The sequence below is a fragment of the Marasmitruncus massiliensis genome (assembly GCF_900186535.1).
Lineage (GTDB): Bacteria > Bacillota > Clostridia > Oscillospirales > Ruminococcaceae > Anaerotruncus > Anaerotruncus massiliensis_A.
The window spans coordinates 1,571,672-1,597,295 of sequence record NZ_FYDE01000005.1 but is presented as its reverse complement, the minus strand read 5'-3'; the positions used below and the strand labels follow the sequence as shown (position 1 = coordinate 1,597,295).

Sequence of the window (25,624 nt, the reverse complement as noted above, 5' to 3'; positions counted from 1 at the left end):
GCGTATTGAGCCATACTCCAAACCGATACGGAAAAGAGTTAAGAGAGGCTAAGCCATAAATGGTTTAGCCTCTCTTAATCAGTTGCCTGTCTATTTCTTACAAGGATAAGGTTTCCTCTCATCCGTACGATTTACAAGATAATCAATACTGGTCTCAAACAAATCTGCGAGCTTATCCAATATTGGTATAGGGATATTAAGATTCCCAAGTTCATAATCGGAATAAGTTGTTTGATGAATTCTTAAATATTCAGCCATTTGCGCTTGTGTTATATCTTTATCTTCCCGCATATTACGAATTCTTTCATACATGGCGATCACCTCAATCTCATTATGCCTTAAGGGATAATCCCTTATTGACTTTTAAGGTATATTCCCTTAAAATGTAATGAGATATATCGTGATTCATATGGGAGGGACGCTTGTGGAACCAGAGATTATCGATTTACATGACAAACGGATAGAGCAATCGGTTGTTGGCATCAGTGCGAAACTTGCGGATGCTGTAGAGATGGTGCGAAGAGCCAAGGAAATGGCAGCCAACTCGGAGAATGTGCTAATTAAATCACAGTTGGAATTGGAAGAACTTTACATAGCTCTAGATACCGGAGCTGACCAGCGAACTGCTCCGCCTCTTCATTGAGCGCATTGAGGCCGGAGAACGCGGGGAACGCTACTCCAGAACCGCAGAACAAGAAATCGCAATCCGCTGCCGTGACATCGGCGTACTGAAAGCATTCTTGGAAGAAACTAAAAAAATAGCCGTTTAACGAGCAAAGGCAGATAGCATTATCTGCTGTCTGCCTTCACAGAAATCCACGGCTCGGTTTATGCCCCTATAGACACACGCTTGAAATTATGCCTTTTCAGTAATCTTATTTTCTGATCAACCGGGTCAGAGATCATACGACTGAAACCCTTTGCCGATAATCTCGCTGGTATTGGTAACGAGGATAAAGGCGGTCGGTTCCACGGTTCTTACATATTTGCGAAGTGCAACAGCCTGAGGGCGTTTCAGCGCGGTAAAAACAATGTACTTTTTGCCATGTGTAAACGCCCCCTGCGCCGTACAGACGGTAGCGCTGCGGCCTAACCGGTGAACAATGAATCTGCAGATCGGTTCCGGGTCATCGCAGATGATATTGAAATATTTACAGAGGTTGATGCTTTCAATGACGTTGTCGATCACCAGCGACTTCACCATCAGACCTACAAAGGAAAACAGGCCCGTCCGAATATCAAAAACAAAAAACGACAGCAAAACCACAATCAGGTCGCTGATGAACAGGCCTACTCCAATGTCGCCGCCCGAGTATTTTTTGAAAATCATGGCCAGAATATCGGTGCCGCCGCTGGACGCACCTATATGAAAAAGTACAGCCGACGCCATCGCGGGGAGCGCTATCGCGTAGCACAGCTCCAGCATCGGCTGGTCGGTCAGAGGGACGGGCATCGGGCAAATCCGTTCCAACACAGTGAGCCCCACCGACAGCAGCAGGCTGGAATAGGCCGTCATGATACCGAAGCTCCGCCCCAGGAACGCAAATCCGACAATCAAAAGAATCATGTTCATTGCAAAGCTGATGGTGGAAGCTGTGTAGGGCACAACCTTCGCAACAACAACAGCAAGTCCGGTCACTCCGCCAAACGAAAAATGATTGGGAAACTTAAAAAAATAGATGCCAACCGCCATGACAAGCGTGCTCACTGTTAACAGAAAAAACCGATAAAGTTTTTGTTTCATATTTGTTTTGCCCGTTACAGAATAAACTTTCTGATCGCTTCTGCCACGGCCCCTTCATTATTCGTTGCACAGGTTACGAACCTGGCAGCCTGTTTCGCGGCGTTGCCCGCATTTGCGGGCGCTGCGGAAACACCTGCAAACCGGAGCATCTCCACATCATTTCCCCCGTCGCCCATTGCCATTGTTTCCTCGGGTAAAATGCCGAGATATTCGCAAAGATGAGCTAAAGCCGCGCCTTTGTTCGCGGACGTACTGTTGATTTCTATGTTTTTTTCAATGGAGGAGGTCAGTGAAATTCCGTGTACCCTGTTCAGACGGGTCAGAATTTCCTTCTGCATGCTGTCCGGCAGGTATGGCAGGTTTATCTTCTCAAGCATCACCTGATCCTGGCTGATGTGATCATGCAGACTTTCTATCAATTGAACGCCGCGCGACATCATGGCGCGACGGCCCGGTGATACCGGAAACTGTTTCAGCAGATGCGCCCTGCCTGTCTCTACATAAGGCAGACCGTTGCAGTAGGCCTCCATATAAAGATCCAACCCATCCAGCGCCGCTAAAATCGACAGGGCCGTTTCCCGCGAAAGTGGATTCGCGTACAAGACCTTGCCGTCCGATAAGTCGGTAAGAACGGCGCCGTTTGATGTAATCAGAAACCGCTGTCCGGGAATCGCCGCCATCTGATCCGGAATGCGCCCCCTTACACGTCCGGTAGCGGTCACCACTGTGATTCCCCCGGCAATTGCAGCTTCAATCGCGGCGCGGTTTTCGGGAATGATTGTGGCATGGTCATCACAAAGGACGGTTCCGTCCATATCCAGCGCAAGCAGTTTGATATTCATGCAGTCTCTCCAATTTCTACAGGTTACATGCCGGACAGAAATCCCGCCCGGCCAAAAATATTATACACTGATTTGGCGCAGATAGGAACCCCAAAATTGCGCTTTCTGTCTGTTTCTGGTACAATAAGGTTTATGTAATCTGGAATTTTCAAAACCGGAGGCAATTCTATGTTTCTCTGTCCAATCTGCCGAACTGATCTTGTGCAATCCGGCAGGACTCTGCGGTGTCATAACGGCCATTCCTTCGATCTTGCCGCGCAGGGGTATGTCAACCTGCTGCCCGCCAACAAAATGAGCAGCAAGGCTCCCGGAGACAACGCCGAAATGGTAAACGGGCGCACGCGCTTTCTCGACAGCGGCAGCTACCAGCCTCTTTCCGATGCGCTCAACCGCACTGTCATAGCCCTGGCCGCGGATTCCCCCCGAATTCTGGACGCGGGCTGCGGGGAGGGCTATTATGCCGCCAGACTTTATGATGCGCTAAAGGCTGCCGGAAATGCCCCCGATTTCTCGGGCATTGATATTTCCAAGCGGGCGGTACGCCATGCGGCAGGCAGGCTTCCGGAAGGTGGTTTTGCAGTGGCCAGCCTGTTTGAACTTCCCGTCGCCGAAGGGTCGGTTGACATCTGCTACAATATTTTTTCCCCTGTCTGCGCCGGTGAATTCGCGAGGGTACTGGCCCCCGGAGGGCATTTCATTGCCGTTTACCCCGCGGCGCGCCATCTTTTTGCGCTGAAAGAAATCCTTTACGAAAAGCCCTATGAAAATGAGGAGAAATCGTTCGAGCTGGAGGAACTGGAAATTGAGAACCGGGAACGGCTTTCCTATTCTTTTACGCTGAACTCCAATGAGCTGATTGAAAGCCTGTTCATGATGACGCCCTATTATTATAAAACGCCTGTCGATGGCTCACGCCGTCTGGCAGAATGTGAACGGCTTTCCATTGAAGCGGATTTTTGGATTGTCACCTACCGCAGGAGGAATGGCAGATGAGCCGCGTTTACCTGATGCGCACAGACAGACAAGATTTATCCGCCGCCACGTGGGGGCTGCTGGAGCAAATTCTGGGGCATCTTCCCGCTGTCGAAAGAGGACCGCACAGAAAGCCCTTCTTCCCCGATCATCCCGATCTGCAGTTCAGCCTTTCCCATACAAAAGGTGCGGTGGCCTGCGCAGTTTCCGACCGCCCCTGCGGGCTGGATATCGAATTGGAAAACCGCAAGGTGAATCTCGCGGCAGCCAGGCGTTTTTTTACCCCACGGGAAATGATTGATACAGGAAATGATGCTCTGCGGTTTTTAGAGGTGTGGACACGCAAAGAGGCGCTTATAAAACGGAGCGGCGGTATGCCCTGCCCTCTGAAAGAGTTGGAAACCATAGGGCATCCCGAAATTCTCACGAAACTGCACAGCGGCTTTGTGATTTCTCATTGCAATGAGATTCCTGAATTTACCGTCACAATTGTAAACCAATTTATGATATAGGTTGACAATTCATCCGTAATTGCTTATAATGCAAGAAGAAATTTACAGAAACGGATGGATGACAAAATGAATTCTGCTCAGAGCACGAAGATCCACAATTTGACCTTTATCGGTTTGCTTGCCGCGCTGATTTGTGTATTGGCGCCAATTTCTTTCCCCATTCCAATTTCCCCGGTTCCTATTTCCATGGCGTTTCTCGCCGTCTATTTCTGCGCGATTGTCGGAGGGATGAAACGCGGCACTATCAGCGTGGTGGTTTACATTTTGCTTGGGGGCATCGGGGTGCCGGTGTTCGCGGGATGGACAGCCGGATTTCAAAAACTTGCCGGCCCTACGGGCGGATACCTGATCGGCTACCTGTTTCTCGCTGCAATCACAGGATATTTTGCAGACCGGTTCGAGGATAAAATACCGATCTGCCTGTTTGGTATGATTATGGGCACTTTGATTTGCTACCTGTTTGGCACCGTTTGGCTTGCGGTTCTGATGAAAGTCAGTTTCGGCAAGGCATTATTCATGGGTGTCATTCCTTACCTGCCGGGAGATGCCGTCAAAATAGCGCTGGCGCTGCTGAGCGCGTTTCCTCTGCGCAAAAGGCTGAAGTCCGCGGGAATCGTATAAAAAATGCCCTTGCCGGCGAATATTGCCCGCCGGCAAGGGTATTTTCAAGTTTTACAGCGCTTTTTTCTTTTGTCCATCAAGGCCCGGACGGCCGCGGCAAAAAGCAGAATGAGAGAAACTGCAACCACCCCGATGATTCTTGGATAGCTTCCGGAAAAGCCATCTTTTGATAAATGCTTTACCAGAATCCCCAGGTATGCCCAGATAACTATCATCCCGAAAGCAATATGATCATACTTCAGAATCGCCCGCAAACCCGCTACAAGTCCGGTTAACAGTACAATGATTGTCCATGCGGATTCTATGGTACGAAAATGATCCCATTCCAGGCTGACAAGATACACCGTTATATTTGCGATAGCCGCAATGGAAATCCAGCCGGTATAGATATCAAACGGAAGTTTTAAAAACATCGTTTCTTTAGGGGTCAAGTTTTCTTTGCTGATCGCCTGCACGATTTCGGCTAGGCAAGCCAGCAAGATTACAATCAGAATCAGCGACAGGGCAATCATCTGATAATGCCAGACAAGTACCCAGCAAATGTTTACCAAAGATGAAACGCAAAAGTAGACGCCTACCTCATGCCGCAGCATTGCATGCGGGTTTTCGCTTTTTTTCCTGAAAAAACCGAACTGATATAGGGCGTATCCCGCAAGCAAAAGATAAATGACCGGCCATATGGAAAAAGTATAATCGGCCGGAACAAACAGGTTTGGATAAAGGTTCGATACCTGCCCGGTTGTCATACCGTTAACCGGAAGCGTTTCCGCAAGCACACTGACAAGTACCATTGCCATAAAAGTAACGATCACAGAAATTTTGATACAGGTTTTCATGCTCTTCATTCTGTGCCCTCCTCCTAACCGGTTTTCTATCTCTGTATTCTTGAAAACTGAAATGATTCCTTTCCATTCTATGCTGTAAACGCACCTTTTCTTTCCTGCATTATAACCGCAAAAAATGACTTGTCAAGCCGTTTTTGTAATCCGATTAATTAATATAGGATATCTGCATTTTCGTATTTTTTCGGAAGCCGGAGAAACAATAATCGAAGATATTTTGTAAATCTCTTGATTATATACTCTTTTTGTGTATAATAGTATTATAAATCCAAAAATATGCAGGAGGAATAAAAATGGCGTTGCAACATTTTGATGCGGATACATTTGAATCCGGCGTTGAAAAATCCAAAGGACTGGTTTTAGTAGATTTTTGGGCACAATGGTGCGGCCCCTGCAAAATGCTGGCCCCCATTATTGAAGAACTTGCAAGTGATTACGATGGCAAGGCGGTCGTTGGCAAGGTAGATATTGACGAACAGCAGGGGCTGGCGTCAAAATATGGGATTATGTCCATTCCTACCCTGGTACTGTTTAAAGACGGCCAGGAGGTTAACCGTTTGGTCGGATTCCTGCCCAAGCAGAAAATTGCACAGATGATCGAGAACGTTTAATAGAAAAGCACAGGCGTCGAATGAAAATTCGGCGTCTGTGTTTTTATAAGGATTATCCATTTCCATACGGTAACAATAGATAAGACGTCACAGGATAGCATAACCCCATGGCAGCTTTTCAGCGTGTTACTTGAATCAAATGAAACGCGGGGGATGAGTATGATCGTAGTCACAGCAGGCCTTGCCGACAAAAAGTTTAACGCCATCATGAAAAAAGGCGGAAACGGTACCCTTTCTATTTTAGAAGTACAGACACAGAATGCGGCATTTTTAGGAGACGAGCCCGATCTGGTTTTGGTAACCGGGCAAAAAATTGAACAAATCAGCTGCCGCAACGCGGTCTTTTTGGTACGCGGACACAGCAGCATGCCCGAAAAATTTTGCTGCGAACAAGCCGTTGCCGTTGTTGACAGCAGCGACCAAAGCCTTCTGGAACAAGTGGCGCAACACCATATCAAAGCGCTGACCTGCGGGCTCGCCAGTGTAGACACGCTCACTTTATCCTCTTTTACCACGGACAGCGCGGTCATTTCCCTTCAGCGGCAGATCGAGGCTTTTGACGGTACTGTGCTGGAACCATTTGAGCTTCCCGTATCCTTTTCCACCCATGTGGAACCTTTTTCACTGCTCTCCTGCGCCGCCGTATTCTGCTTTCTGGGGAAGAAAAACCCCCTGATAAACTGTAAATTATGGGAACTGCAGGGATAGACTATTTGGATTCACTCTTTATTCCTGCTTTTTCAAGATTTTCAAGGTGTTCTTCCCACGTCTCTGCATAATAATAGTTCTGATTCGCATCGGTTATAAAATAAAAGTAATCGGTATCCGCAGGATTCAATGCCGCCTTGATTGCATCGAGCCCGGGATTGCAGATTGCGCCGGCGGGAAGGCCGTCGCATTTATACGTATTATATGTGTTGTTATAGCGGTTTTTATCCCCCGAAATAAACGGCTTGATTGCACCTTCCACGTAATTGATGGTAACATCACACTGTAATTTCATACCCTCATCCAGCCGGTTATGCAGAACCGATGAGATATAAGGCATCTGGTCATGTCCAAACGCCTCCTTTTCAATGATGGAAGCAAGCGTTATAATTTCATCGACAGAATAGCCGCTTTCCTGTATTTTTGTACGCAGGCCGGCACTCATTTTCTGTTCTGTATGGGTCAATATTTTGCGAATAATCGCATCGGGCGGATCACTGGAATAAATTTCATAGGTATCCGGAAACAAATATCCCTCCAACTCGAAGCAGCGTCCTGAATTGGAGCGTTGCTGCGCCACAAGCGGGAATTCGCTGAAATCTCCATTTTGGCTTGCCGCGATAAATTCATCTGCCGTACAGATCCCCTTTTGCTCCAACAGCAGGCCAATTCGTGCCAGCGTGTATCCTTCCGGAATGGTAATGGTCTGTGTCAGCGGAGTTTGGTTTTCAGCGGAATCCGACGAGGCAGCGGCTGATGCAGGCTGATCCTGCGGTTCAGAACCGCCGGCATCCTGTTGAGCCTGCGAACTTGCAGAGCTGTTTTCCATTGTGCTTACGGCAACAGCTTCGTCTTTTGTCTCTGAAACTGAAGACGCTGACGAAAGTGCGCCGCTTGGCGGCTCGTCTTCAGATTGAATGCCGTCTGAAGAAACCGCCGGGCTGACCGGCTCCGATTCGGGTTCGGGGCGGGAAAATGTTCTGTCGCAGCCCGCTAAAATCACAAAAATAAAAAGGAGCGCAATTGTTTTTCTGATAAAACTCCTTTTCAAAATATCACCTCGCTTAAGGGCTTATCCTCAACTGATTCCATTTATGTGTTTCATACAGTATAGCCCTAAACAAAAAATAATGCAAATTTTTATAAATAATCCCCTTTTCTGGCATGAACATTTTTTACGAGTAGCCATACGGCGAATACTGGTTTTTCGTGTAGTATTTGGCAGTGATAATCAAATATAGCGTGCCCATACTATTACTGCAAACGCAAAACAATTTACTTGAAATGAAAAACGAAGGAGCGAATTAAATTTATGGCTAACTCTAGCAGAAACGTTGTTCCTGAAGCGCGTGAAGCGCTCAATAAGTTCAAAATGGAAGCTGCCAGTGAAGTGGGCGTTAACCTGAAGCAGGGTTACAACGGCGACCTTACTTCCAGACAGGCTGGTTCTATCGGTGGCCAGATGGTCAAGAGAATGATCGAAGCTTACGAAAACTCCATTAAATAATTAAATGGAAAAAACAAAGACGGACAGGCAATCGCCTGTCCGTCTTTCCATGTTTATCTGTTTTGCGCCAGACGTTGGACCAGTTCCCCATCAGGGAGCACCACTGCGGTCTGATAAGGCTCATAGAGCACCAGACCGGGTTTTCCGGAAGGATGTTTCCATACATTTCGCACTTCCGTATAGTCAACAAGCACCTTTCCGGACTCCCGCGCCTTGGAATGGTATGCCGCAATTGCGCAGGCCTGTTCCAATGTCCGATCGGGGACTTTCCGCCCCTCTGTTATCACGATAACATGCGAACCCGGAATTTTTTGCGTATGGAACCAAAGATCGCTGTTGCGGCTTTCCTTCAATGTTAAAGAATCATTCTGGGTATTGTTTCTGCCGCACAAAATGGTAAACCCGTCGTCCGACAAAAAGCGAAGCGGAGGAAGTTTTTCCTCTTTCATCCCGCGTTTCGCCGTTCTTTTCAGGTATCCGCCGGCCGCAAGCTCTGTACGGATTGCAGTCAGCTCGCTCTCCAGCGAGGCGCGCGAAAGTTCGTCAAAAACGCTTTCAAAATATTGCTGCTCCGCTTCGCCCTGTTCAATTAGGGCGCGTAGTTTTTTTTCCGCAGTATCGGCTTTCCGGTACTGTGCATAATACCGCTGCGCGTTCTGTGAGGGAGTCAGCCTTGGGTCCAGTTCTATTTCAACAGCAGGGCTTCCCTCCTGATAGAAATTCTCGAGCGATGCGATTTTCTGGCCTTTTTCCAGACGATACAAATTGGAATTTATCAAATCTCCGTAAATTTTAAGCTGTTCCCGCTCGGTAGAAGTTTTTAACTCCTCCCGCTGGGCGGCAAGTTTTCTCGATGTCCGGTCGGCCAGATTCACCAGCAGTTTGAGGAGGTCCGCACTGCGCTGGTGCATCCTGTCGATGCGGTCGCGCTCATTGTAAAAATGATCCAGCAAGTCACTGTAGGTGTCGTAAGAACGGCAAACCAGCGCATGGCCGTACTGGTTGATATCAAGAAACGTAAAATCTTTCGGCTTTCCCGCGGCGTCAACCAGCATCGTCGGATGCGTTTCGTTTGCCGAAAGCTGGTCAATCAACTGCGACAGATAGAACTTCAGCCGCATGAAGTGTTCATCAGTCAATTTTGAAACGATCACTTCCGCTCCCCGCGCCGCATGATGCGCAATTTCCCGGCAGACAAGGGGCGACACGCCTTCAAGCGCCTGCAGGAGCGCTTTTGACAGTTCCACATCGGGGCCCGCCTGTACCCGCTCAATCATCTGCGCGGGTGTCGCCTCAAAGAGGCTCAGCCGGTCCTGAGCGGGCACAAGCGTATACGTCATCCCGGGCAAAATCGGACGGACCCGGGACATCTCGTCGTTGATACGCTTTACAGAATCCACAATCCGACGGTCAGAGCCGATCAGGATAATATTGCTGTGCCGCCCCATAATTTCGACGGCAAGCGTCATGACAATCCGGTCGCCCATTTCGTTCACCGTTTCAAAATCGAACTGCAGAATTCTGTCCAGTCCGACCTGCCGGATATCCACAAGCTTTGCGCCGGTAAGATGCTTGCGCATCAGCATGCAGAACATCGGCGGCGATTTGGGGTTGTCCTGCGGCTGGGCAGTAAAATGCAGCCGCGGGTTGGATGCCGACGCGGAGATCAGCAGTTTGTGGTTTCCGCCCTGCGCCCGCATCGCAATCACAATCGTTTCCTTTGCGGGCTGATGGATTTTATCCACCCGCCCGTTCAGGATAAGACCGGTCAGTTCGTTTTTCAGTCGGTTCAGAAAGAGTCCGTCTAAAGGCATAGTGTTCTCCTGTGTTCAGTTCATGCTAAAGCAGTTTCATCTGCTTTTCATCAATCAGTTGTTTTCAAGGGTATGAATAAAGCGCTCAATCCGTTTCAGAGCCTCCACCAGATGGTTGACCGAGTAGGAGTAGGACACACGGACAAACCCTTCGCCGCTTTGTCCGAAAGCGTCTCCCGGAACAACCGCGACATGCTCCGCTTCCAGCAGCTTCATGCAGAATTCGTTGCTGGTCATACCGGTTTTCCGAATGCTCGGAAATACATAAAATGCGCCTTCAGGCTCAAAACAGGTCATCCCGATGCGGTTGAAGCCTTCCACCACAAGGCGGCGGCGCATGTCATATTCATCCCGCATCCGCTCAATATCAGGATCGCAGTGGCGCAGAGCTTCAATTGCGGCATACTGGCTGGTAGTCGGCGCGCACATGATGGCAAACTGGTGCAGTTTCACCATCTGCTTAATCACCGGTTCCGGCCCCGCGGCATAGCCAAGACGCCAGCCTGTCATCGCATAAGCTTTGGAAAAGCCGTTGACCACGATGGTCCGCTCCTTCATACCTTCAATCGACGCGAAAGACACATGCCTTTCATCGCCGTAAGTAAGTTCCGCGTAAATTTCGTCGGAGAGCACCATAATATCAGTGCCGCGCAGGACCTCTGCAATCTCTTCCAGATGCCTGCGGCGCATGATACCGCCGGTAGGATTGTTGGGGAACGGCAGGATCAGGAGTTTTGTTTTCGGCGTAATGGCCGCCTGAAGCTGCTGCGCGGTCAGCCGGAAGGAATCCTCCGCCTTTGTGGCAATCGGCACGGGTATGCCGCCGGTCAGCCGGGTAATCGGGTCGTAACAGACAAAGGACGGTTCCACCACCAGCACTTCGTCGCCGGGTTCCACAATTGCCCGGATACAAAGGTCGATCGCCTCACTGCCGCCGACTGTGATGAACACCTCCTGCTTCGGGTCGTAATCCAGAGAAAAGCGGCGGCTCAGATAATTCGAGATCTCCGTCCGCAGCGCAATCAGGCCGGCGTTCGCGGTATACCAGGTATGTCCTTTTTCAAGGCTTTCAATGCCCGCGCGGCGGATGCTCCACGGCGTTTTAAAATCCGGCTCGCCGACCCCCAGCGAAATGACATCCTTCATTTCCGACGCAATATCAAAAAAGCGGCGGATGCCGGAAGGTTTCAGCTGCACCGCACGCTGGCTGAGCACTTTTGAATAATCCATCACAGGGAGGTGACCTCCCTCTCGTCCTCATTGTCCTCCACCATCATAATCCCGCGCTCTTTATATTTGCGCAGAATAAAATGGGTGGATGTGGACTGGACCGGTTCCAGCGGAGCCAGCCGGTGCGCGACAAACAGCGCGATCTCTTTAAACGTTTTCCCGCTGATGGTCAGCGCGATATCATATCCGCCGCTCATCAGGTAACAGGTTTCCACCTCGCGGAACTGCGAAATAGTATAGGCAATCTCTTCAAATCCCATCACGCCGTTGGGGATGACTTTGAGTTCAATCCTGGCACCGACCAGATCCCGTCCGGTTTTATCCCAGTCAATCAGCGCCCTATATCCTTTAATGATTCCCTTCTTTTCACAATCCGCGATGGCATCCGCCACTTCCTGCTCGGAAGCCCCGATCATGGTTGCTATCTGTGCGTTCGAAAGCTTCGCATTATCCGCGAGCAGCCTGAGCATTTTTTCAATATCCTGTTCTTTCACAAAGCACAACTCCTTTATGTTTTTACGCAGCCGCTGTCTCAGATGATTTTCATCTGGAGCGGCTGGCGCTGTTTATAAAATGTAAAATAAGAAAACCCGGCGTCCAGAAGCATCTGCATTGCGGCGTCGATCCCCCGTCCGACCGCATCCGCGGAATGTGCGTCGGAGCCGAGCGTAATATATTCGCCGCCAAGTTCCCGGTATCGTTTGACGTACCGGATTCCCGGCATGGTATCTCCAAGGGGCTGGGAAAGCCCGGAAGTATTGATTTCAATTGCACGCCCTGTCTGTGCAACTGTACGCAGGATTTGATCAATCTGGTCCTCGTACCGGCCAAGGCCAACCTGAATTTTATGTGTGCCCGTAATATACCGCAGCGGATAGGTCAAATGGCCGACCGTATCGAAATTTCCCCATTCGGCAACCTGCAGCAGATAGGAAAAATACCAGGAAAGGTATTCGTCGATCTCCCCGGCTGTCCATTCGGAAAAGTTGCTGAAATAAATATCTTCCCCCTGGGCAGAATTATGCTGGGAAACCATAACCATATCAAACGGGAACCGGCTGAGCACGCGCTCTGTAAACTGCCGGTCGTACAGCACATCAGACAGCTCGACACCCGCCATAACCGCCAGGCGCCCGTTAAAAATGCGTTTCGCTTTATTGACATCAAAGACGGATTGTGTGATCCTCATCTCATACCTGTCTTTTTCGTAGTCTTTCAATTCACAGTGGTCTGTAACGCAAATCCCGGAAACCCCGGCTTCGATCGCCTTTTCACACATAAAGGTAACCGAATGGCTGGCATCAAAGGAGTTTTCGGAATGTGTATGGCTGTCGAAAAGATTAATAAACAACGTTATCCCCTCACTTCTGTCATGAAGACCTGTTCTCGCACCGCCATAAGGAGAAATCCTGCTTCCTCCAGAAAAGGTATGAAATGTTATTTTAGTATAGCACAAACTACTTGAAATAGTATAGTATTTTTGTAAATATCGTGTTATACTAATTCTGTTGTTTTGTCAATTCACCCGAAACGGGGTGCAATTTTTTGGGAGGTAACACAATATGCGTGCTGTTTTAACTGTCATAGGCAAAGATCGGGTGGGTATTATGGCAAAGGTTTCCAATCAATGCGCGGACTGCAACGCCAACATTATTGAAGTTACGCAGACCGTCCTGCAGGAGCTGTTCTGCATGATCATGATGATCGATATATCCAATGTAAACTGTGAACTGTCCGAACTGGTTTCCAAAATGGACGAACTGGGCAAGGAATCCGGCCTGTCTATTCATGTGATGCATGAGGATATCTTTAATTCCATGCACCGCATCTGACCTTTACTCTACATAAAGGAGCCTAATCTATATGCTGAATACCAGTGACATTCTGGAAACAATCAGAATGATACAGGATCAGAACCTCGATATCCGCACCATTACCATGGGGATTTCCCTGCTGGGCTGTGCGGACGGCGATATCAACCGGTCCTGTGAAAAAATTTATCAAAAGATCACCCGGTGCGCAAAAGACCTTGTCAAAACCGGCGAAGCGCTGGAAACAGAATACGGAATCCCGATTATCAACAAGCGGATTGCCGTTACCCCAATCGCGATGCTGATTGCCGCTTCGGGAGGCGACCCGGTTCAGTACGCGCTGACGCTGGAAAAAGCCGCGATTGAAGTCGGCGTGAACTTTATCGGAGGGTTCTCCGCCCTTGTGCACAAAGGGTTTGCCGCAGGGGATGAGGCACTGATCAACGCGATTCCGGAGGCGCTGTCCCAGACCTCCCATGTCTGCTCCTCCGTCAATATCGGCACCACAAAGGCCGGTATCAACCTCGACGCCGTAAAAATGATGGGAAACATCATCCGCCGCTGTGCTGAAATCACCGCCGACCGCCAGTGTGTCGCGGCTTCCAAACTGGTAGTGTTCTGCAACGCGCCGGAAGACAACCCCTTTATGGCGGGCGCCTTCCATGGCGCCGGGGAGCCTGACTGCGTCATCAACGTGGGCGTTTCCGGCCCCGGCGTTGTCCGCGCCGCTCTGGCCGCCGCGCCGGAGGATACGGATATTACCGCGATTGCTGAAATCATTAAAAAAACCGCTTTCAAAATTACCCGCGTCGGCCAGCTGATCGGCACCGAGGCGAGCCGCCGGTTGGGAATTCCGTTCGGCATTGTGGATCTGTCGCTGGCCCCCACCCCCGCCGTAGGGGATTCCGTCGCCCATATCATCGAAGAGATCGGCATTGACATCTGCGGAGGCTGCGGGACAACCGCCGCGCTCGCCATGCTCAACGATGCTGTGAAAAAAGGCGGCGTCATGGCATCCTCGTCTGTCGGCGGCCTTTCCGGCGCGTTTATCCCGGTTTCCGAGGATGCGGGCATGATCGCCGCGGCACGCTGCGGCGCGCTGCACATCGAAAAACTGGAGGCAATGACCGCTGTCTGCTCAGTCGGCCTCGATATGATCGCCGTTCCGGGAGATACGCCCGCCGAAGTGATTGCCGGAATCATTGCCGATGAAGCGGCAATCGGTATGGTGAATTACAAAACGACCGCCGTCCGCATTATCCCGGCGATCGGGGTGAAAGACGGCGAGGAGCTTGAATTTGGGGGCTTGTTCGGCACAGCGCCGGTCATGCCGGTCAGCAAGGTGTCCCCGGCCAAATTCATCAACCGCGGCGGACATATTCCCGCCCCGCTCCAGAGCCTGAAAAACTGATCAAACTTTGCAGCCCCAACTGAAAAGAGCCCGCCGCTGCGGGCTTTTTTGATTCTATATGGGCAGTAAGCAGATAGGAAAGGCCGCCGGATTCATCCGGCGGCCTTCAAAGTGGAAAAAGAGGATTTGCATTATCTGGATGCTTTTTTGAGAGCAACTGCACCGGCCGCGGCAAGGGAAACAACCGCCGCCACGACTGCCACACCGACCATGTCGGAGGAACCGGTGTTCGGGATATCCTTGCCGGTATCCACAGCAGCATCTTCGGATTCTTCCGGAACATCGGAAGTTTCTTCGTCCACATCGTCATAAGAAGTGACATCCAACTCGGTATCGGAAATCACGTAAGTGCCCAGAGTACGGGTCTTAATGGTCCAGCCCGCGATGCCGGTGGTGCTGTCATTGTCTTCGTCATAAGTGAACTGAGCGGTCACATCTGTCAGATAGCCGTCAGAATCCACTTCGTAAATATAGCAGTCCCCCGGATTGGGAGCATAATCCTCATCCTCATCCCACGGAATGCCCAGTGTCAGAGTCGCGCGGGAAGTGGAGGGAACGGTCGGGTTGCCGACAAAATCAAAGAACCAGAGGTCGGCATTGACAGGATCGCCGTATTCGGCATAAATGTCGGAGTCAGACTTGGTGGACAGCTTCGCATAGAAATCGGAAGCGTCGTCATCGCTTGAAAAATAGATTGCGGCGCGGTCATCGCCCCAAATCAGGGTGTTGTTCTCATTATCCTCCGGAGAGAAGTAGACGCTGTCGCCGGTGTCGGCGTCGCCGTCAGAACCTGTGATTTTTGTATTATTGATCCAGAAGGTAATGCTCAGGTCCGCGGTTTCTCCGGAAGTCCAGTCAAATGCGCTTCCGCTATTGGGGGTCAAGGAAGAAGTGGAACTGTCCATATCTTTCTTGGCCTTAAATGTGACATCGGCTGTTGCTTTCAATTCGGACGTGGTGGTGGTGTCCCCCAGTTCGATCTTTAAATAACTCCCACGGTCAAGATCTCCGAGTTTTTTGTTGGAAACCTGCATAACACTTTTAATGAGTGATTTTCCTGTGCCGTCTTTATCTGTGGTAATCTTAAACAGGTCGTCGTCGCCGAGGTCGATCGCTGCCGCCGTACCGCCATCGCTCAATGTGGTGACATCGTCAAGATTCGTATCCGCACCCAACGGAATATAGATGGTCTGGTTGGGGTTTACACCGTCCAGTGTGATGGAGCCGTCGCTGATGGAAGGAGAACCGCCGCTTACCGACCAGGAAATATCGTCGCCGTCCTCGTCGTAAACGTTTCCAACGCCTGCCATGTTTACAACACCACTGCTGCTTGCCGCCGCAAATGCGGGCAGGGACGCTGTGCTCAATACAAGCGCGCTTGCAAGAGCCGTTGACAGAATTTTTTTCATGGGTGTTTGCCTCCTTAAAATCTGGTTTGATCAGTTTTGTTCGGGAGTATATCCGTTCTCCATACGGACAACTCCTGTCAACGTAAACAGTATATTCATTGGATGTGATATCCGTTTGCGGGCTATGTGATAAACAGCTGAATATTCTGTGAAAAATTCCACACATCAATATTCCGAAATTTCTGCCTGTATCTGAAGAGAGCCGGGTCTGCGGCTGCAGACCCGGCTCTCTTTTTATGTATTTATTCAACTACCTGTATCACTTCGGCCCCATGAGGAACCGGATGTGCAAGCAGCACACAATTTGCTTTATTATAAAGCTTTCGCATACAACGTTTTGCCAGCCACCGGCTTTCAAAGATTCCAAATACCGCCGACCCGCTGCCGCTCATCAAAGAACCCAGCGCTCCCGCGCTCAGCATCATGCTTTTCAGCTCCGGTATTTCCCGCAGCCCCGCCGTATCCTCCAGCACGTTGCCCAAATGGGACGCGGCCTCTTTGACATTTCCCGCTTTGATGGCGCGGACAAGGCTCTCTACATCCGGATGCCGCACACCAACCAGCCGGTCATAGCGGCGAAAGCTCTCCGGCGTTGAAATCCCGGATGCCGGCTGTGCGATCAACAGGAGGCAGTCCGGTAAATCGGGCAGCTGCTCAAACTGTTCCCCGATACCCCGCGCCCTCCTGGTTCCCCCCGCGAGGCAGAACGGTACATCAGCGCCGACCGTTACGCCAATCCGGCAGAGGGTCTCCAAATCTGCATTGACCTCATAAAGCACGTTCAAAGCCGTCAATACCCCCGCGGCATCGGCGCTGCCACCGCCCAGACCAGCCTGCACAGGCACCCTCTTACAGATATCGATTTCAATCCCGCGGTCGTCAATCCCAAAGGTATCAAAAAATTTCAGAGCCGCAATATAAGCATGATTCGTTTCATCACATGGGACACGCGGGCGGTCACAGAAGATCAGGATTCCGTCCTGAGCCCGTTTTTTAACGGTGATCGTATCGCACAAGTCGATTGCCTGCAAAACGGTATCCATTTCATGATATCCATTCGGCAGGATGCCGGTAATATCAAGGGAAAGATTGATTTTGCCGGGAGCGCCTGCGACCACTGACTTTTTCATATCTGATTTCCTCCGTTTATGCGGACGGTCAAATGGTAACCGCCACAGGGATATTGGATTGGGCGACGGCAACCGCCTCTTTCCCCAAAACTTCCGCGGCCAGTTGTGCAAGATAATCCACCACAAACGTTTCGGTCCCGAAATGCCCCGCGTCAACCAGTGTGATTCCCCTGTGCACCGCATCCAGCATGACATCGTGTTTTACATCGCCGGTAACAAATGCCTGGCAGCCGGAGGCGGCAACCGCCTCCAAAAGGCTGCCGCCGCTTCCCCCGCAGACCGCGACCCGCTCGATCGCCTGTCCGCCGTCGCAATACCGCACCGCGTCCGCGTCCAGCATCCGCTTGGTATAATATGCAAATTCCGGCGGCGTCATTCCGCGCGGGAGGGTGCCCACGCGGCCCAACCCTTCACCGTTTTCCAGCAGTTCAATATTCCCAAGCGCCAGTTTCTGCGCCAGAATATCGTTCACACCGCCTTTCGCAAGGTCGAGGTTGGTATGGGCGCTGATCACCGAGATATTTTCCCGTATCAGCTTCCAGACCAGCGAGTCGGCTGTCACCCGTTTCATCGGATGGAAAATAACCGGATGGTGGGTAATAATCAGGTTCGCGCCGCTCGCCGCGGCCTCCGCAATCACCGCGTCGGTCACATCAAGCGCCGCCAGCGCAAACGTAACCTGCGCCGCCGGGTCCCCAACCAGTAATCCCGGGTTATCAAACTCCATGGCAAGAGAAAAATCAGCCGCGCGGTGGATTCGGTCATATACATCCTGCACAGTCATTGTGCAACTCTCCTTCCAATCGTTCAAGCAGCAGACGGTATTGCACCAGTTCTTCGCTGTTTCCTGCCGCTTTTGAAAGCCCATCCACCTTTTCCCTGATGGAACGGGCCGTTTTGGCAAGGTACGCTTTTGCGTCTTCGCTGTTTTGATGAAGCAGCACTCCTGTATAAGCGAACAGCGTATCAATTTCGCGGGGAGTGCCGGTATAGCAGGCTTCTATCACCGTATAGGGAAAATCCCCCGAAATAACAGCATGCTCCCTGCTGATCAGAAACCCGCCCCGGTAGAGGCTCTGTCTTAGCCGTTCCGGTTTGGTCATCGGCTGAAGCAAAAAATGCAGATTCTGATCGCGCGTCCATTCGGCGGCATCAATGATGTCCCAAATCAGTTCCCCGCCCATGCCGGCAATAACAATGTCATCTACTTCGCCCCGGCGCAAACCGGAAAGTCCGTCGCACCGCAGCAGTTTCACTTTGTCCGCCACACCGCAGGCAGACAAAGTGAAAGCCGCCTTTTTCAGCGGCTTTTCATGAATATCGCAGGCATAGCCGAACCGGATTCGGCCGGCTGCGGCAAGCCATGCGATCAAATACCCATGATCGGTTCCAATGTCTGCGCAGCAGGCGCCATCACGCACCAGGGACGCAATCGCGGCCAGGCGCTGATCCAGTTTTGGAAGCGTTTTCATCAGGCTTCTTTCTGTTGGTATGCGTTGAGTTTTTCCAGAAGTTCCTCACAATCGACTCCATGGACCTCACATGCTTCTTCTATGCTTTCGCCGCGGGAAGCCGGACAACCCAGGCAATGCATCCCCATGTCCAAAAAATATTCCGCTAAGGACATATCGGAATCCAGAACTTCTCCAATCAGCGTATCTCTTGTATAGACCATAACTTCATCCCCTGTTTTAAACTTTGTAATTTATAAAACATTTTTGTTTTATTGATTATACCACACGTGCAAAGCACGCGCAGAATAATTGGCTATCATTCGGTATCATAACCGCCTTAAGGTTATTATACCATAATCTCAGCTGAAATGATCAACATATTATGAATTTTTCTCGCGTGCAAAAAAAGCTGTATAGCCTTTTCTTGATGAAAAAGCCGCCGTATAAAACGGCGGCCTGATTTGTTAAAAAAAATTAGTTCTGAGATTCCTTCATTTTTGCAAAGCACTCAGAGCAATAGACCGGACGGTCTTCGCGAGGCTGGAAAGGAACCTTTGCTTCGCGGCCGCAGCTCGCGCAGATAGCGGTATACATTTCTCTCTGGGGTCTGGCATTGTTCTTGCGCGCATCACGGCAGGCTTTGCAGCGCTGAGGCTCATTTACGAAGCCTCTCTCCGCATAGAACTCCTGTTCACCAGCGGTGAAGACAAACTCGGCTCCGCACTCTTTGCATGTTAATGTTTTGTCTGTGTACATTTTGATATACCTCGCTTAATTTTTGATTTACCCGCTGGACTGAGTGGACCGAGATTGAAAACAAGCTCTGCCAAAGGCGCCAAAGGGTATATATGCAATCCCTCTCGGGACTGTCACAAAATAGGTACGCGGTTTGTTTACTCGTAAGTAAACACCGTCCGCAGCTTTCGCCGAACTCGCTGCAAGGCATTGTCAACAGCTTTCGTGGATGAACCGAGATTAGTTGCCATTTCATCATAGGAATAGGAGCTGAGATAAAGTTTTAAGACCTGCCGCTCGAAGATAGACAAAAGGTTCTCTATGCGCCTGTTTCGCGCATCTGCTTCCTCACTTTGAATCACCAGAAACTCAGGGTCGCTCCGGACAGAAGAATCCGCCAACTGCTCTTCCGAAACTTCAGAATCGTCCAAAGAAAGATACCCGCGCATGGGGGCGTTTTTGTCCCTCATATGCGCTGCGACTGCACTGTTTAGCTTATTATTAATGCAGACAGCAACAAAAGTCTTGAAGCTGCCTTCCAGATCACTGCGATAATTCCGGACTGCTTTCAGCAGGGCAATCATCCCCTCCTGAAACAGATCATCCTCATCAAGACCTGATTTCGCATAGGCACGCGCTCTTAGATAAACCAGAGGAACATATCGCTGAATCAGATTGGTTAATGCCTCGTCGCTTCCCTCTTTAGCAAGCAATGCAAGCATCTCATCGGACTTTTCTTCAAAAATTTCGGATTTTGAGGATGCATTCATCAAAATTCTCCCGACCTATGCGACCAACGCCACTAACTAAACTGATACAACTGTTAGTATAGCGATTAAACATGATTTTGTCAAGATATTTTTAAAAATCAGGCGTTGATTCCCGTTTTTTTTGTGAATTTTTCCATATTCAGTCCCGGATCGTGATATCTTTTAGCCACTGAAACTTCAGAATTCTGATCGTAGAGATTGCGGTTTTTAAAATCTCATCACATTTCAGGCAAAGAAATACCGCCCATGTGGGCCAGTGCAGAACGAATCCTGTAAAGAATCCAAGTGGGACCGCAACTCCCCATAGGAACGCGACCTCGCAAACCAAAACAAATTTTGCGTCTCCGCCCGCCCGCAGAATCCCGATCATACCGACAATGGCCAGAGACTGGAAAAATACGATCAGCGCGCCTACACGATTGATTGAAAGCGCAATTTGGACGGTGTCAGGAGCGAAGTGATAAAACGATACAATCAGCGGACTTGCCAGCAGCGTGATCCCCGCTGAAACAAGGCCCAGCAGGACGGAAAGCACATAGAGCTTAAGCGATCTCCGCTTTGCAAGCTCGTAATCTCCGGCGCCGATTGTATTCCCGACAATCGTAAGCGCAGCATTGCCGACGCCAAAAATGATGACCGTTACCAGCTGGTTGAGCACTGTATAAATGCTGTTTGCGGCAACAAAATTGGTGCCCATCCGCCCGATAACGACCGCCGCCATCGACGCTCCGAGGCCCCACATGATCTCATTGCCAACAACCGGGGCAGACAGGGCCCCGTATTTCTTATACAGCATCCGGTTGCAGGTCAGCAGGTTTTTCAGCCGGAAACGAATCTTTGTTTCCCTGAACAAAACATAATATGCCGCAATTGCAAATTCTGTGCAGCGGGCGCAGACGGTCGCAAGCGCTCCCCCCCGGATTCCCAGCGCGGGCGCTCCGAACTTTCCGAAAATCAGCATATAGTTGAGGGAAGTGTTGACGATCAGGGAAGTCAGGTAGACCACCACCGAAATATTAACGGTTCCGACCGAGCGCAACATCATGATCGAAATATTGGCGACCGCGTAAAGCGGATACGACCAGCCGATGATGCGCAGATACTGCGAACCATATTCGATTACGGCGGATTCGGTCGTAAAAATCCCCATAAAGGTCTCCGGCGCCAGCAGCGCAATGCTTCCAAAAAGGATGGATGCGGCAAACCCGATCTTATAGGTGATCGCTTCCACCCGCCTGATTACTTCGACATCTTTTTTACCCCAATACTGCGCAATCAGCACATTCGCTCCGCCCGAAACGCCGAAGCAGATGATCATCAGTATAAACCAAAGCTGGTTGGCGATCGAGGTGGCGGACAGCTGTGTTTCTCCAAGCTGGCCGATCATTAACGTGTCCATCATTGAAACCATGACCGTAATCAGATTCTGAAGCGCAATCGGCAGGGCAATCGCGGCCAGCATCTTATAAAAGCCTTTTTCACTGATCATAAATTTCATGTCTTTCCCTCATTGTCAATCAAATGCAGAAAACAGGCGGGCCTGAAAGCCCGCCGTCCTCTTATTTTTCCTCAATGGCCACTTTGTTGATCAAAACGCTCTGAACCGGTTTATCATTTTCATCGGTTTCAACAGCGGCAATTTTATCTACCACGTCCATCCCTTCAAATACAAAGCCGAACACCGTATGCTTATTATCCAGATGGGGGGTTCCGCCTTCCTGCTGATACATGGCCATGACCGGATCCATCTTTTCCGAATAATCCTGCGGAACACCCGCGGCCTGTTTTGCGCTCAGGGCTTGATTCAGCTCATCGATCATTTTATTGAGGTCTTCCTCGGACTTTCCGGCCTTCTGGGCTTCCTCGAGCTGCTTCGTGGCTTCGTACACTTCCTTGTTCATATACATCTGCAGCAGGTACTGGGACTGTTCGGAATCATCCGTAAACGCCGTTTTGTTCTGAACAATGAAAAACTGGCTGCCGTTTGTATCAGCCCCGGCATTTGCCATAGAAAGGGAACCCCTGAAATTATGCAGAAGATCCGAGAACTCATCCTCGAACGGCTTGTTCCAGAAGCTCTCTCCGCCCGTTCCGTCACCTTTCGGGTCACCGCCCTGAATCATGAAGTCACTGATGACACGGTGGAAGGTCAGGCCGTCATAGTAGCCTTTTTTCGCAAGCCCGATGAAATTTTCCACAGCCTTTGGGGCCTGTTCGGGGAACAGACGGATTTTGATCGTCCCTTCGCTGGTTTCCATAACGGCCACGGGAAGATCCGCATAATCTCCCGTCCCGGCATAAAGCGCCTCCATTTCGGCTTTAAACGCTTCGACATCCACCGGCTCCGAGGCTTCTTCAGACGAAGCCGCTTCGGAAGGCGCCGTATCCTGCGCGGAAGACTGGGACGAAGCGTCTGCGGAAGACGACTCCGAATCTCCTTTAGCTCCGCAGGCGGTAAGAGACGCAGCGGTCAGCAGCGCCATAAATAATGCAACAGTTCGTTTCATAGATTGATATCCTCCAAATAATTTAAAATCCGAACAGGATATGAGTATAGCATAGTTTGCCCATTTTCACAATGAACCGTTTGTAAATTCGGCATGTGTGACTTATGCGTCCGCTACAAGAAACAAAAAACCGCCAAAACCGGCGTTTCGCCGGCATAGCGGTTTCATCTGAATAGAATGAGTGAAACGGTAAGGCTTATTTTTCCGAAAGCTGCCTTTCCAGCCAGATGGAAGCGATACTCAGCGCATCATACAAAGTCGTCTTTTCCGTCTTTTTCACAACACGGTCGCGCGGCCGGAGTTCATCATCGGTTGACCAGATCTGAACCGCGACACGGTTCGGAACCATCGTATCCTTAAACGGAACTTCATTTAAAATCTGAAGCATCGCAACATACTTGTCGCCCATATCCCCGTAGTAAATTGTTTTTCCGCTGCGTATAAGCGGTCTGCCCTTAAATGTGAGGGAACCTGGTTTCTTTTTTGTTTCCACAATATCAGCTCACAATCTATATGAAATTTTATTTTATACTATTTTTATGATAACATAAAGTATTCAACATGTAAAGTAGAGTAAATTTGTTTATTTTAACTCAATCACTGTCACACCGGATTCCCCTTCGCCGTAAACGCCCAAGCGAAAGGTTTTTACACTCCTGTGCGATTTCAGGTGTTCCTGAATCGCGGCACGGAGCGCGCCGGTCCCCTTGCCGTGTATGACCGTGATCGTGCCCACTCCGGAAAGAACGCTGCTGTCAATATAGCGGTCCAGCTCGACGATTGCCTCGCCGCTGGTCATCCCGCGCAGGTCAAGCTCCGTTTTCACGTCGCGCTTGGAGCGGGACGTCACATCCTTCATGGAAATCCTCGAGTTGCTCAAAGTGACGCGTTTCTCTTTGCGGTCAACCAGCCGCACTTCCGACTGATGAATCTTTGTCTTGATGATTCCCGCCTGGACATTGACGAAGCCCTGCCCGTCCGGCGCCGAAAGCAGCACCCCTTCGGTGTTCATGGAGACCAGACGGACGGTATCCCCGCGTTTCAGCGGGCGCTCCGGCTGGTAGTTGTCCGGGTTCTTGCGGGTAACAGGATCAGCCAGATCACGCAGCCTGCGCATATCCGCTTTAAAGGATACCTTGGTCTGGGAAAGCCTGTCGGCAAACTGTGCGCTTTCCTTTTCTTTTCGCAGTTCATCCAGTTCACTGAGCAGTTTTTCCGCCTGCGCGTTCACCTGTTCAACGATGCCGCGCGCCTGCACACGCGCCCTCTCCAGTTCCCGTTCCCGCTCGGCTTCCATCGTACGGCGCAGTTCGTCGGCCTCCTTGCTGGTACGCTGCGCCTCCACGCGCTTGGTCTGCGCAAGCTCCCGTTCCCGCTCCAGTTCCTGGCGGGTGGATTCCAACTGGGACACGACATCTTCAAACCGCGTATTTTCCCCGGATACGTGGGATTTGGCGTGTTCGATCAGATCATGCGGGAGCCCCAGACGCTCACTGATCGCAAAGGCATTGGAGCGGCCGGGTACGCCGATCAGCAGCCGGTAGGTCGGCCGCAGGGTCGCCACATCAAATTCGCAGCAGGCGTTTTCGACGCCCGGTGTATTAAGCGCATACATTTTTATTTCCGCATAATGTGTGGTAGCCACTACCTTTGCGCGCTGTTCCCGAAGCCGCTCGATAATCGCGACGGCAAGCGCCGCCCCCTCCACAGGGTCGGTGCCGGCACCAAGCTCATCCAGCAGAACCAGCGAACGGCCGTTCGCCTCCTGCAAAATGCGGATAATATTGGTCATATGCGCTGAAAAGGTAGACAGGCTCTGCTCAATGCTCTGTTCATCCCCGATGTCGACCAGAACTTTTTCATAAACAGGTACCGTGCTGCCGTCTGCAACCGGCAGCATCAGCCCGCACTGCGCCATCATGACCAACAGGCCAAGCGTTTTGATTGCCACCGTTTTACCGCCGGTATTGGGGCCGGTAACAACAAGCGTATCAAATTCACTGCCGAGGCGCAGGTCAATGGGCACTGCTTTTTCTTTATCCAGCAGCGGGTGGCGCGCTTTCTTTAAATTCACAATCCCGTCCGCATTAATGGCCGGAACAGTGGCGCGCATGGCATCCGCCATGCGGCTTTTGGCAAAGTACAGGTCCAGTTCCACGATTGCTTCATAGCTTCCCCGGATACTGTCCGCGCAGCCGCCCACTTGTGCGGACAACTCATACAGGATACGGTCAATTTCAGTCTGCTCTTTCCCCTGCAGAATCCGGATTTCGTTATTTGCTTCCACCACCGCAATCGGCTCCACAAAAATGGTGGAACCAGACGCGGAAGTATCGTGCACCAGCCCCTTGATCTCATTGCGGTATTCGATTTTAACCGGCACGACAAAACGCCCGTCTCGCTGGGTAATAATATTTTCCTGCAGATACTTCTGGTAAGTTGCGGATCGAACCATTTTGTCCAGCACTTCCCGCGCCTTTGAGCCGGCCTGCCGAATCTTGCGCCGTATTTCGGCCAGCTCCGGACTCGCGTTATCCGCGATTTCCTCTTCCGAAAGAATTGCGGAAGAGATATTGCGGTAAAGCGTGGGCAGCGCAATTACAGAATTCAGCAGGAACTCCAGGCTGGTGGGTTCGCCCTCAAGCTGGTTTCTCCAGCGTTCAATGGTGTCAATCGCATGCAAAACACGCGCAACCTCCAGCAATTCGCGCGGCGACAGGCGCGCGCCGATTTCAGCCCGTTTCAGCGCGGCAGAGCAGTTCTCCACGCCGCCGACCGACGGGGTGGAGTAGCGTGTGGTCAGGGTGTTTGCGTCCACCGTCCGCTGCATCAGGGCACGGACATCCCGGATATCGCGTTCCGGTTCAATCGCCAGCGCCATTGCGCGGCTGTCCGCACAGGAACAGAAACCCGCCAGCATATAAAGGATTTTATCAAGTTCTATCGATTTACAATGTTTGTCCATAGTTCCTCCGTCGATCTTTTCGCCTTGTC

30 protein-coding genes are annotated in these 25,624 nt (G+C 50.7%); 10 read left to right on the top strand and 20 right to left on the bottom strand.

Translation table 11 applies throughout. From position 1 onward, the window contains the following. Positions 1 to 90: 90 nt before the first annotated feature. Positions 91 to 312: a helix-turn-helix domain-containing protein gene (locus tag C1A10_RS15775; protein WP_101911161.1), complete on the bottom strand. Its 222-nt coding sequence runs from the start codon at positions 310 to 312 to the stop codon at positions 91 to 93. Positions 313 to 424: 112 nt separating this feature from the next. Here C1A10_RS15775 and C1A10_RS15770 point away from each other — a divergent pair, with 112 nt between their 5' ends. Together C1A10_RS15770 and C1A10_RS15765 are read left to right on the top strand one after the other, a co-directional pair. Continuing rightward, the gene (locus C1A10_RS15770; protein ID WP_101911160.1) at positions 425 to 643 is read left to right on the top strand and encodes a hypothetical protein; all 219 of its coding nucleotides are present in this window, start codon (positions 425 to 427) and stop codon (positions 641 to 643) included. Then, on the top strand, positions 603 to 770 hold the full coding sequence (locus C1A10_RS15765; protein ID WP_101911706.1) for a DUF4368 domain-containing protein: 168 nt from the start codon (positions 603 to 605) through the stop codon (positions 768 to 770). Before C1A10_RS15770 ends, C1A10_RS15765 begins: the two co-directional genes overlap by 41 nt. A 125-nt stretch (positions 771 to 895) precedes the next feature. Here C1A10_RS15765 and C1A10_RS15760 read toward each other — a convergent pair whose 3' ends face one another. Both C1A10_RS15760 and C1A10_RS15755 read right to left on the bottom strand, forming a co-directional pair. Then, the gene (locus C1A10_RS15760; protein WP_101911159.1) at positions 896 to 1,744 is read right to left on the bottom strand and encodes a YitT family protein; all 849 of its coding nucleotides are present in this window, start codon (positions 1,742 to 1,744) and stop codon (positions 896 to 898) included. 14 nt (positions 1,745 to 1,758) lie between these two features. Next, positions 1,759 to 2,586, bottom strand: a complete 828-nt coding sequence (locus C1A10_RS15755) for a Cof-type HAD-IIB family hydrolase (protein ID WP_101911158.1) — start codon at positions 2,584 to 2,586, stop codon at positions 1,759 to 1,761. Between the two features lie 168 nt (positions 2,587 to 2,754). On the opposite strand from C1A10_RS15755, the gene C1A10_RS15750 reads away from it, so the two are divergent. From C1A10_RS15750 to C1A10_RS15740, 3 genes are all read left to right on the top strand, one after another. Next, a complete protein-coding gene (locus tag C1A10_RS15750; protein WP_101911157.1) occupies positions 2,755 to 3,579 on the top strand; it encodes a putative RNA methyltransferase in 825 nt (274 codons plus the stop codon). Beyond that, complete coding sequence (locus tag C1A10_RS15745) at positions 3,576 to 4,070, top strand: 4'-phosphopantetheinyl transferase family protein (protein WP_101911156.1); 495 nt, start codon at positions 3,576 to 3,578, stop codon at positions 4,068 to 4,070. Before C1A10_RS15750 ends, C1A10_RS15745 begins: the two co-directional genes overlap by 4 nt. Positions 4,071 to 4,136: 66 nt before the next feature. Beyond that, positions 4,137 to 4,691 carry a biotin transporter BioY gene (locus tag C1A10_RS15740; RefSeq protein WP_242968955.1) on the top strand — a complete coding sequence of 185 codons (555 nt, stop codon included), beginning with the start codon at positions 4,137 to 4,139 and terminating at the stop codon, positions 4,689 to 4,691. A 44-nt stretch (positions 4,692 to 4,735) separates the two neighbouring features. Here the strand turns inward: C1A10_RS15740 and C1A10_RS15735 are convergent, their stop codons facing one another. Beyond that, complete coding sequence (locus C1A10_RS15735; RefSeq protein WP_101911154.1) at positions 4,736 to 5,536, bottom strand: tryptophan-rich sensory protein; 801 nt, start codon at positions 5,534 to 5,536, stop codon at positions 4,736 to 4,738. A gap of 290 nt (positions 5,537 to 5,826) precedes the next feature. Here C1A10_RS15735 and trxA point away from each other — a divergent pair, with 290 nt between their 5' ends. Both trxA and C1A10_RS15725 read left to right on the top strand, forming a co-directional pair. Beyond that, positions 5,827 to 6,144: a thioredoxin gene (gene trxA / locus C1A10_RS15730; RefSeq protein ID WP_101911153.1), complete on the top strand. Its 318-nt coding sequence runs from the start codon at positions 5,827 to 5,829 to the stop codon at positions 6,142 to 6,144. A gap of 159 nt (positions 6,145 to 6,303) precedes the next feature. Next, positions 6,304 to 6,852 (top strand): hypothetical protein, encoded by a 549-nt coding sequence (locus C1A10_RS15725; RefSeq protein WP_101911152.1) that lies wholly within the window; start codon positions 6,304 to 6,306, stop codon positions 6,850 to 6,852. Position 6,853: 1 nt separating this feature from the next. Here C1A10_RS15725 and mltG read toward each other — a convergent pair whose 3' ends face one another. Further along, complete coding sequence (gene mltG / locus C1A10_RS15720) at positions 6,854 to 7,903, bottom strand: endolytic transglycosylase MltG (RefSeq protein WP_101911151.1); 1,050 nt, start codon at positions 7,901 to 7,903, stop codon at positions 6,854 to 6,856. A gap of 261 nt (positions 7,904 to 8,164) precedes the next feature. On the opposite strand from mltG, the gene C1A10_RS15715 reads away from it, so the two are divergent. Beyond that, entirely contained in the window at positions 8,165 to 8,359 is a 195-nt protein-coding gene (locus C1A10_RS15715; protein ID WP_101911150.1) for an alpha/beta-type small acid-soluble spore protein, read from the top strand. 53 nt (positions 8,360 to 8,412) lie between these two features. Here the strand turns inward: C1A10_RS15715 and C1A10_RS15710 are convergent, their stop codons facing one another. The 4 genes from C1A10_RS15710 to C1A10_RS15695 are packed head-to-tail and all read right to left on the bottom strand — an operon-like array spanning position 8,413 to position 12,754. After that, a complete protein-coding gene (locus C1A10_RS15710; protein ID WP_101911149.1) occupies positions 8,413 to 10,173 on the bottom strand; it encodes an Rqc2 family fibronectin-binding protein in 1,761 nt (586 codons plus the stop codon). 54 nt (positions 10,174 to 10,227) lie between these two features. Next, positions 10,228 to 11,403, bottom strand: a complete 1,176-nt coding sequence (locus tag C1A10_RS15705; protein WP_101911148.1) for an aminotransferase class I/II-fold pyridoxal phosphate-dependent enzyme — start codon at positions 11,401 to 11,403, stop codon at positions 10,228 to 10,230. Beyond that, positions 11,403 to 11,897, bottom strand: coding sequence for an Lrp/AsnC family transcriptional regulator (locus tag C1A10_RS15700; RefSeq protein WP_341456930.1), 495 nt, complete (start codon positions 11,895 to 11,897; stop codon positions 11,403 to 11,405). The genes C1A10_RS15705 and C1A10_RS15700 overlap by 1 nt, the downstream gene beginning before the upstream one ends. Before the next feature lie 38 nt (positions 11,898 to 11,935). Beyond that, the gene (locus tag C1A10_RS15695; RefSeq protein WP_180951178.1) at positions 11,936 to 12,754 is read right to left on the bottom strand and encodes a histidinol-phosphatase HisJ family protein; all 819 of its coding nucleotides are present in this window, start codon (positions 12,752 to 12,754) and stop codon (positions 11,936 to 11,938) included. A gap of 211 nt (positions 12,755 to 12,965) precedes the next feature. Between C1A10_RS15695 and C1A10_RS15690 the strand changes: the two genes are divergently transcribed. After that, the gene (locus C1A10_RS15690; protein ID WP_101911146.1) at positions 12,966 to 13,235 is read left to right on the top strand and encodes an ACT domain-containing protein; all 270 of its coding nucleotides are present in this window, start codon (positions 12,966 to 12,968) and stop codon (positions 13,233 to 13,235) included. Positions 13,236 to 13,266: 31 nt separating this feature from the next. Next, positions 13,267 to 14,625 carry a PFL family protein gene (locus C1A10_RS15685; RefSeq protein WP_101911145.1) on the top strand — a complete coding sequence of 453 codons (1,359 nt, stop codon included), beginning with the start codon at positions 13,267 to 13,269 and terminating at the stop codon, positions 14,623 to 14,625. 131 nt (positions 14,626 to 14,756) lie between these two features. Here C1A10_RS15685 and C1A10_RS15680 read toward each other — a convergent pair whose 3' ends face one another. From C1A10_RS15680 to C1A10_RS15630, 11 genes are all read right to left on the bottom strand, one after another. Continuing rightward, on the bottom strand, positions 14,757 to 16,034 hold the full coding sequence (locus tag C1A10_RS15680) for a hypothetical protein (protein ID WP_101911144.1): 1,278 nt from the start codon (positions 16,032 to 16,034) through the stop codon (positions 14,757 to 14,759). 242 nt (positions 16,035 to 16,276) lie between these two features. Further along, the gene (gene ispE, locus C1A10_RS15675) at positions 16,277 to 17,164 is read right to left on the bottom strand and encodes a 4-(cytidine 5'-diphospho)-2-C-methyl-D-erythritol kinase (protein ID WP_180951177.1); all 888 of its coding nucleotides are present in this window, start codon (positions 17,162 to 17,164) and stop codon (positions 16,277 to 16,279) included. 28 nt (positions 17,165 to 17,192) lie between these two features. After that, a complete protein-coding gene (locus C1A10_RS15670) occupies positions 17,193 to 17,948 on the bottom strand; it encodes a Nif3-like dinuclear metal center hexameric protein (protein ID WP_180951176.1) in 756 nt (251 codons plus the stop codon). Beyond that, on the bottom strand, positions 17,926 to 18,636 hold the full coding sequence (locus C1A10_RS15665; protein WP_101911142.1) for a class I SAM-dependent methyltransferase: 711 nt from the start codon (positions 18,634 to 18,636) through the stop codon (positions 17,926 to 17,928). The genes C1A10_RS15670 and C1A10_RS15665 overlap by 23 nt, the downstream gene beginning before the upstream one ends. Then, a complete protein-coding gene (locus C1A10_RS15660; RefSeq protein WP_101911141.1) occupies positions 18,636 to 18,839 on the bottom strand; it encodes a DUF1858 domain-containing protein in 204 nt (67 codons plus the stop codon). The genes C1A10_RS15665 and C1A10_RS15660 overlap by 1 nt, the downstream gene beginning before the upstream one ends. A 253-nt stretch (positions 18,840 to 19,092) precedes the next feature. Then, positions 19,093 to 19,374, bottom strand: a complete 282-nt coding sequence (locus tag C1A10_RS15655; protein ID WP_101911140.1) for a zinc-ribbon domain containing protein — start codon at positions 19,372 to 19,374, stop codon at positions 19,093 to 19,095. A 137-nt stretch (positions 19,375 to 19,511) separates the two neighbouring features. After that, positions 19,512 to 20,123 (bottom strand): sigma-70 family RNA polymerase sigma factor, encoded by a 612-nt coding sequence (locus C1A10_RS15650; protein ID WP_101911139.1) that lies wholly within the window; start codon positions 20,121 to 20,123, stop codon positions 19,512 to 19,514. Positions 20,124 to 20,262: 139 nt separating this feature from the next. Continuing rightward, complete coding sequence (locus C1A10_RS15645) at positions 20,263 to 21,621, bottom strand: MATE family efflux transporter (RefSeq protein ID WP_242968954.1); 1,359 nt, start codon at positions 21,619 to 21,621, stop codon at positions 20,263 to 20,265. Positions 21,622 to 21,682: 61 nt separating this feature from the next. Beyond that, positions 21,683 to 22,630, bottom strand: coding sequence for a peptidylprolyl isomerase (locus tag C1A10_RS15640; protein ID WP_242968953.1), 948 nt, complete (start codon positions 22,628 to 22,630; stop codon positions 21,683 to 21,685). Positions 22,631 to 22,826: 196 nt separating this feature from the next. Further along, a complete protein-coding gene (locus C1A10_RS15635) occupies positions 22,827 to 23,123 on the bottom strand; it encodes a hypothetical protein (protein ID WP_101911138.1) in 297 nt (98 codons plus the stop codon). Positions 23,124 to 23,213: 90 nt separating this feature from the next. Continuing rightward, a complete protein-coding gene (locus C1A10_RS15630) occupies positions 23,214 to 25,595 on the bottom strand; it encodes an endonuclease MutS2 (protein ID WP_101911137.1) in 2,382 nt (793 codons plus the stop codon). Positions 25,596 to 25,624: the final 29 nt, after the last annotated feature.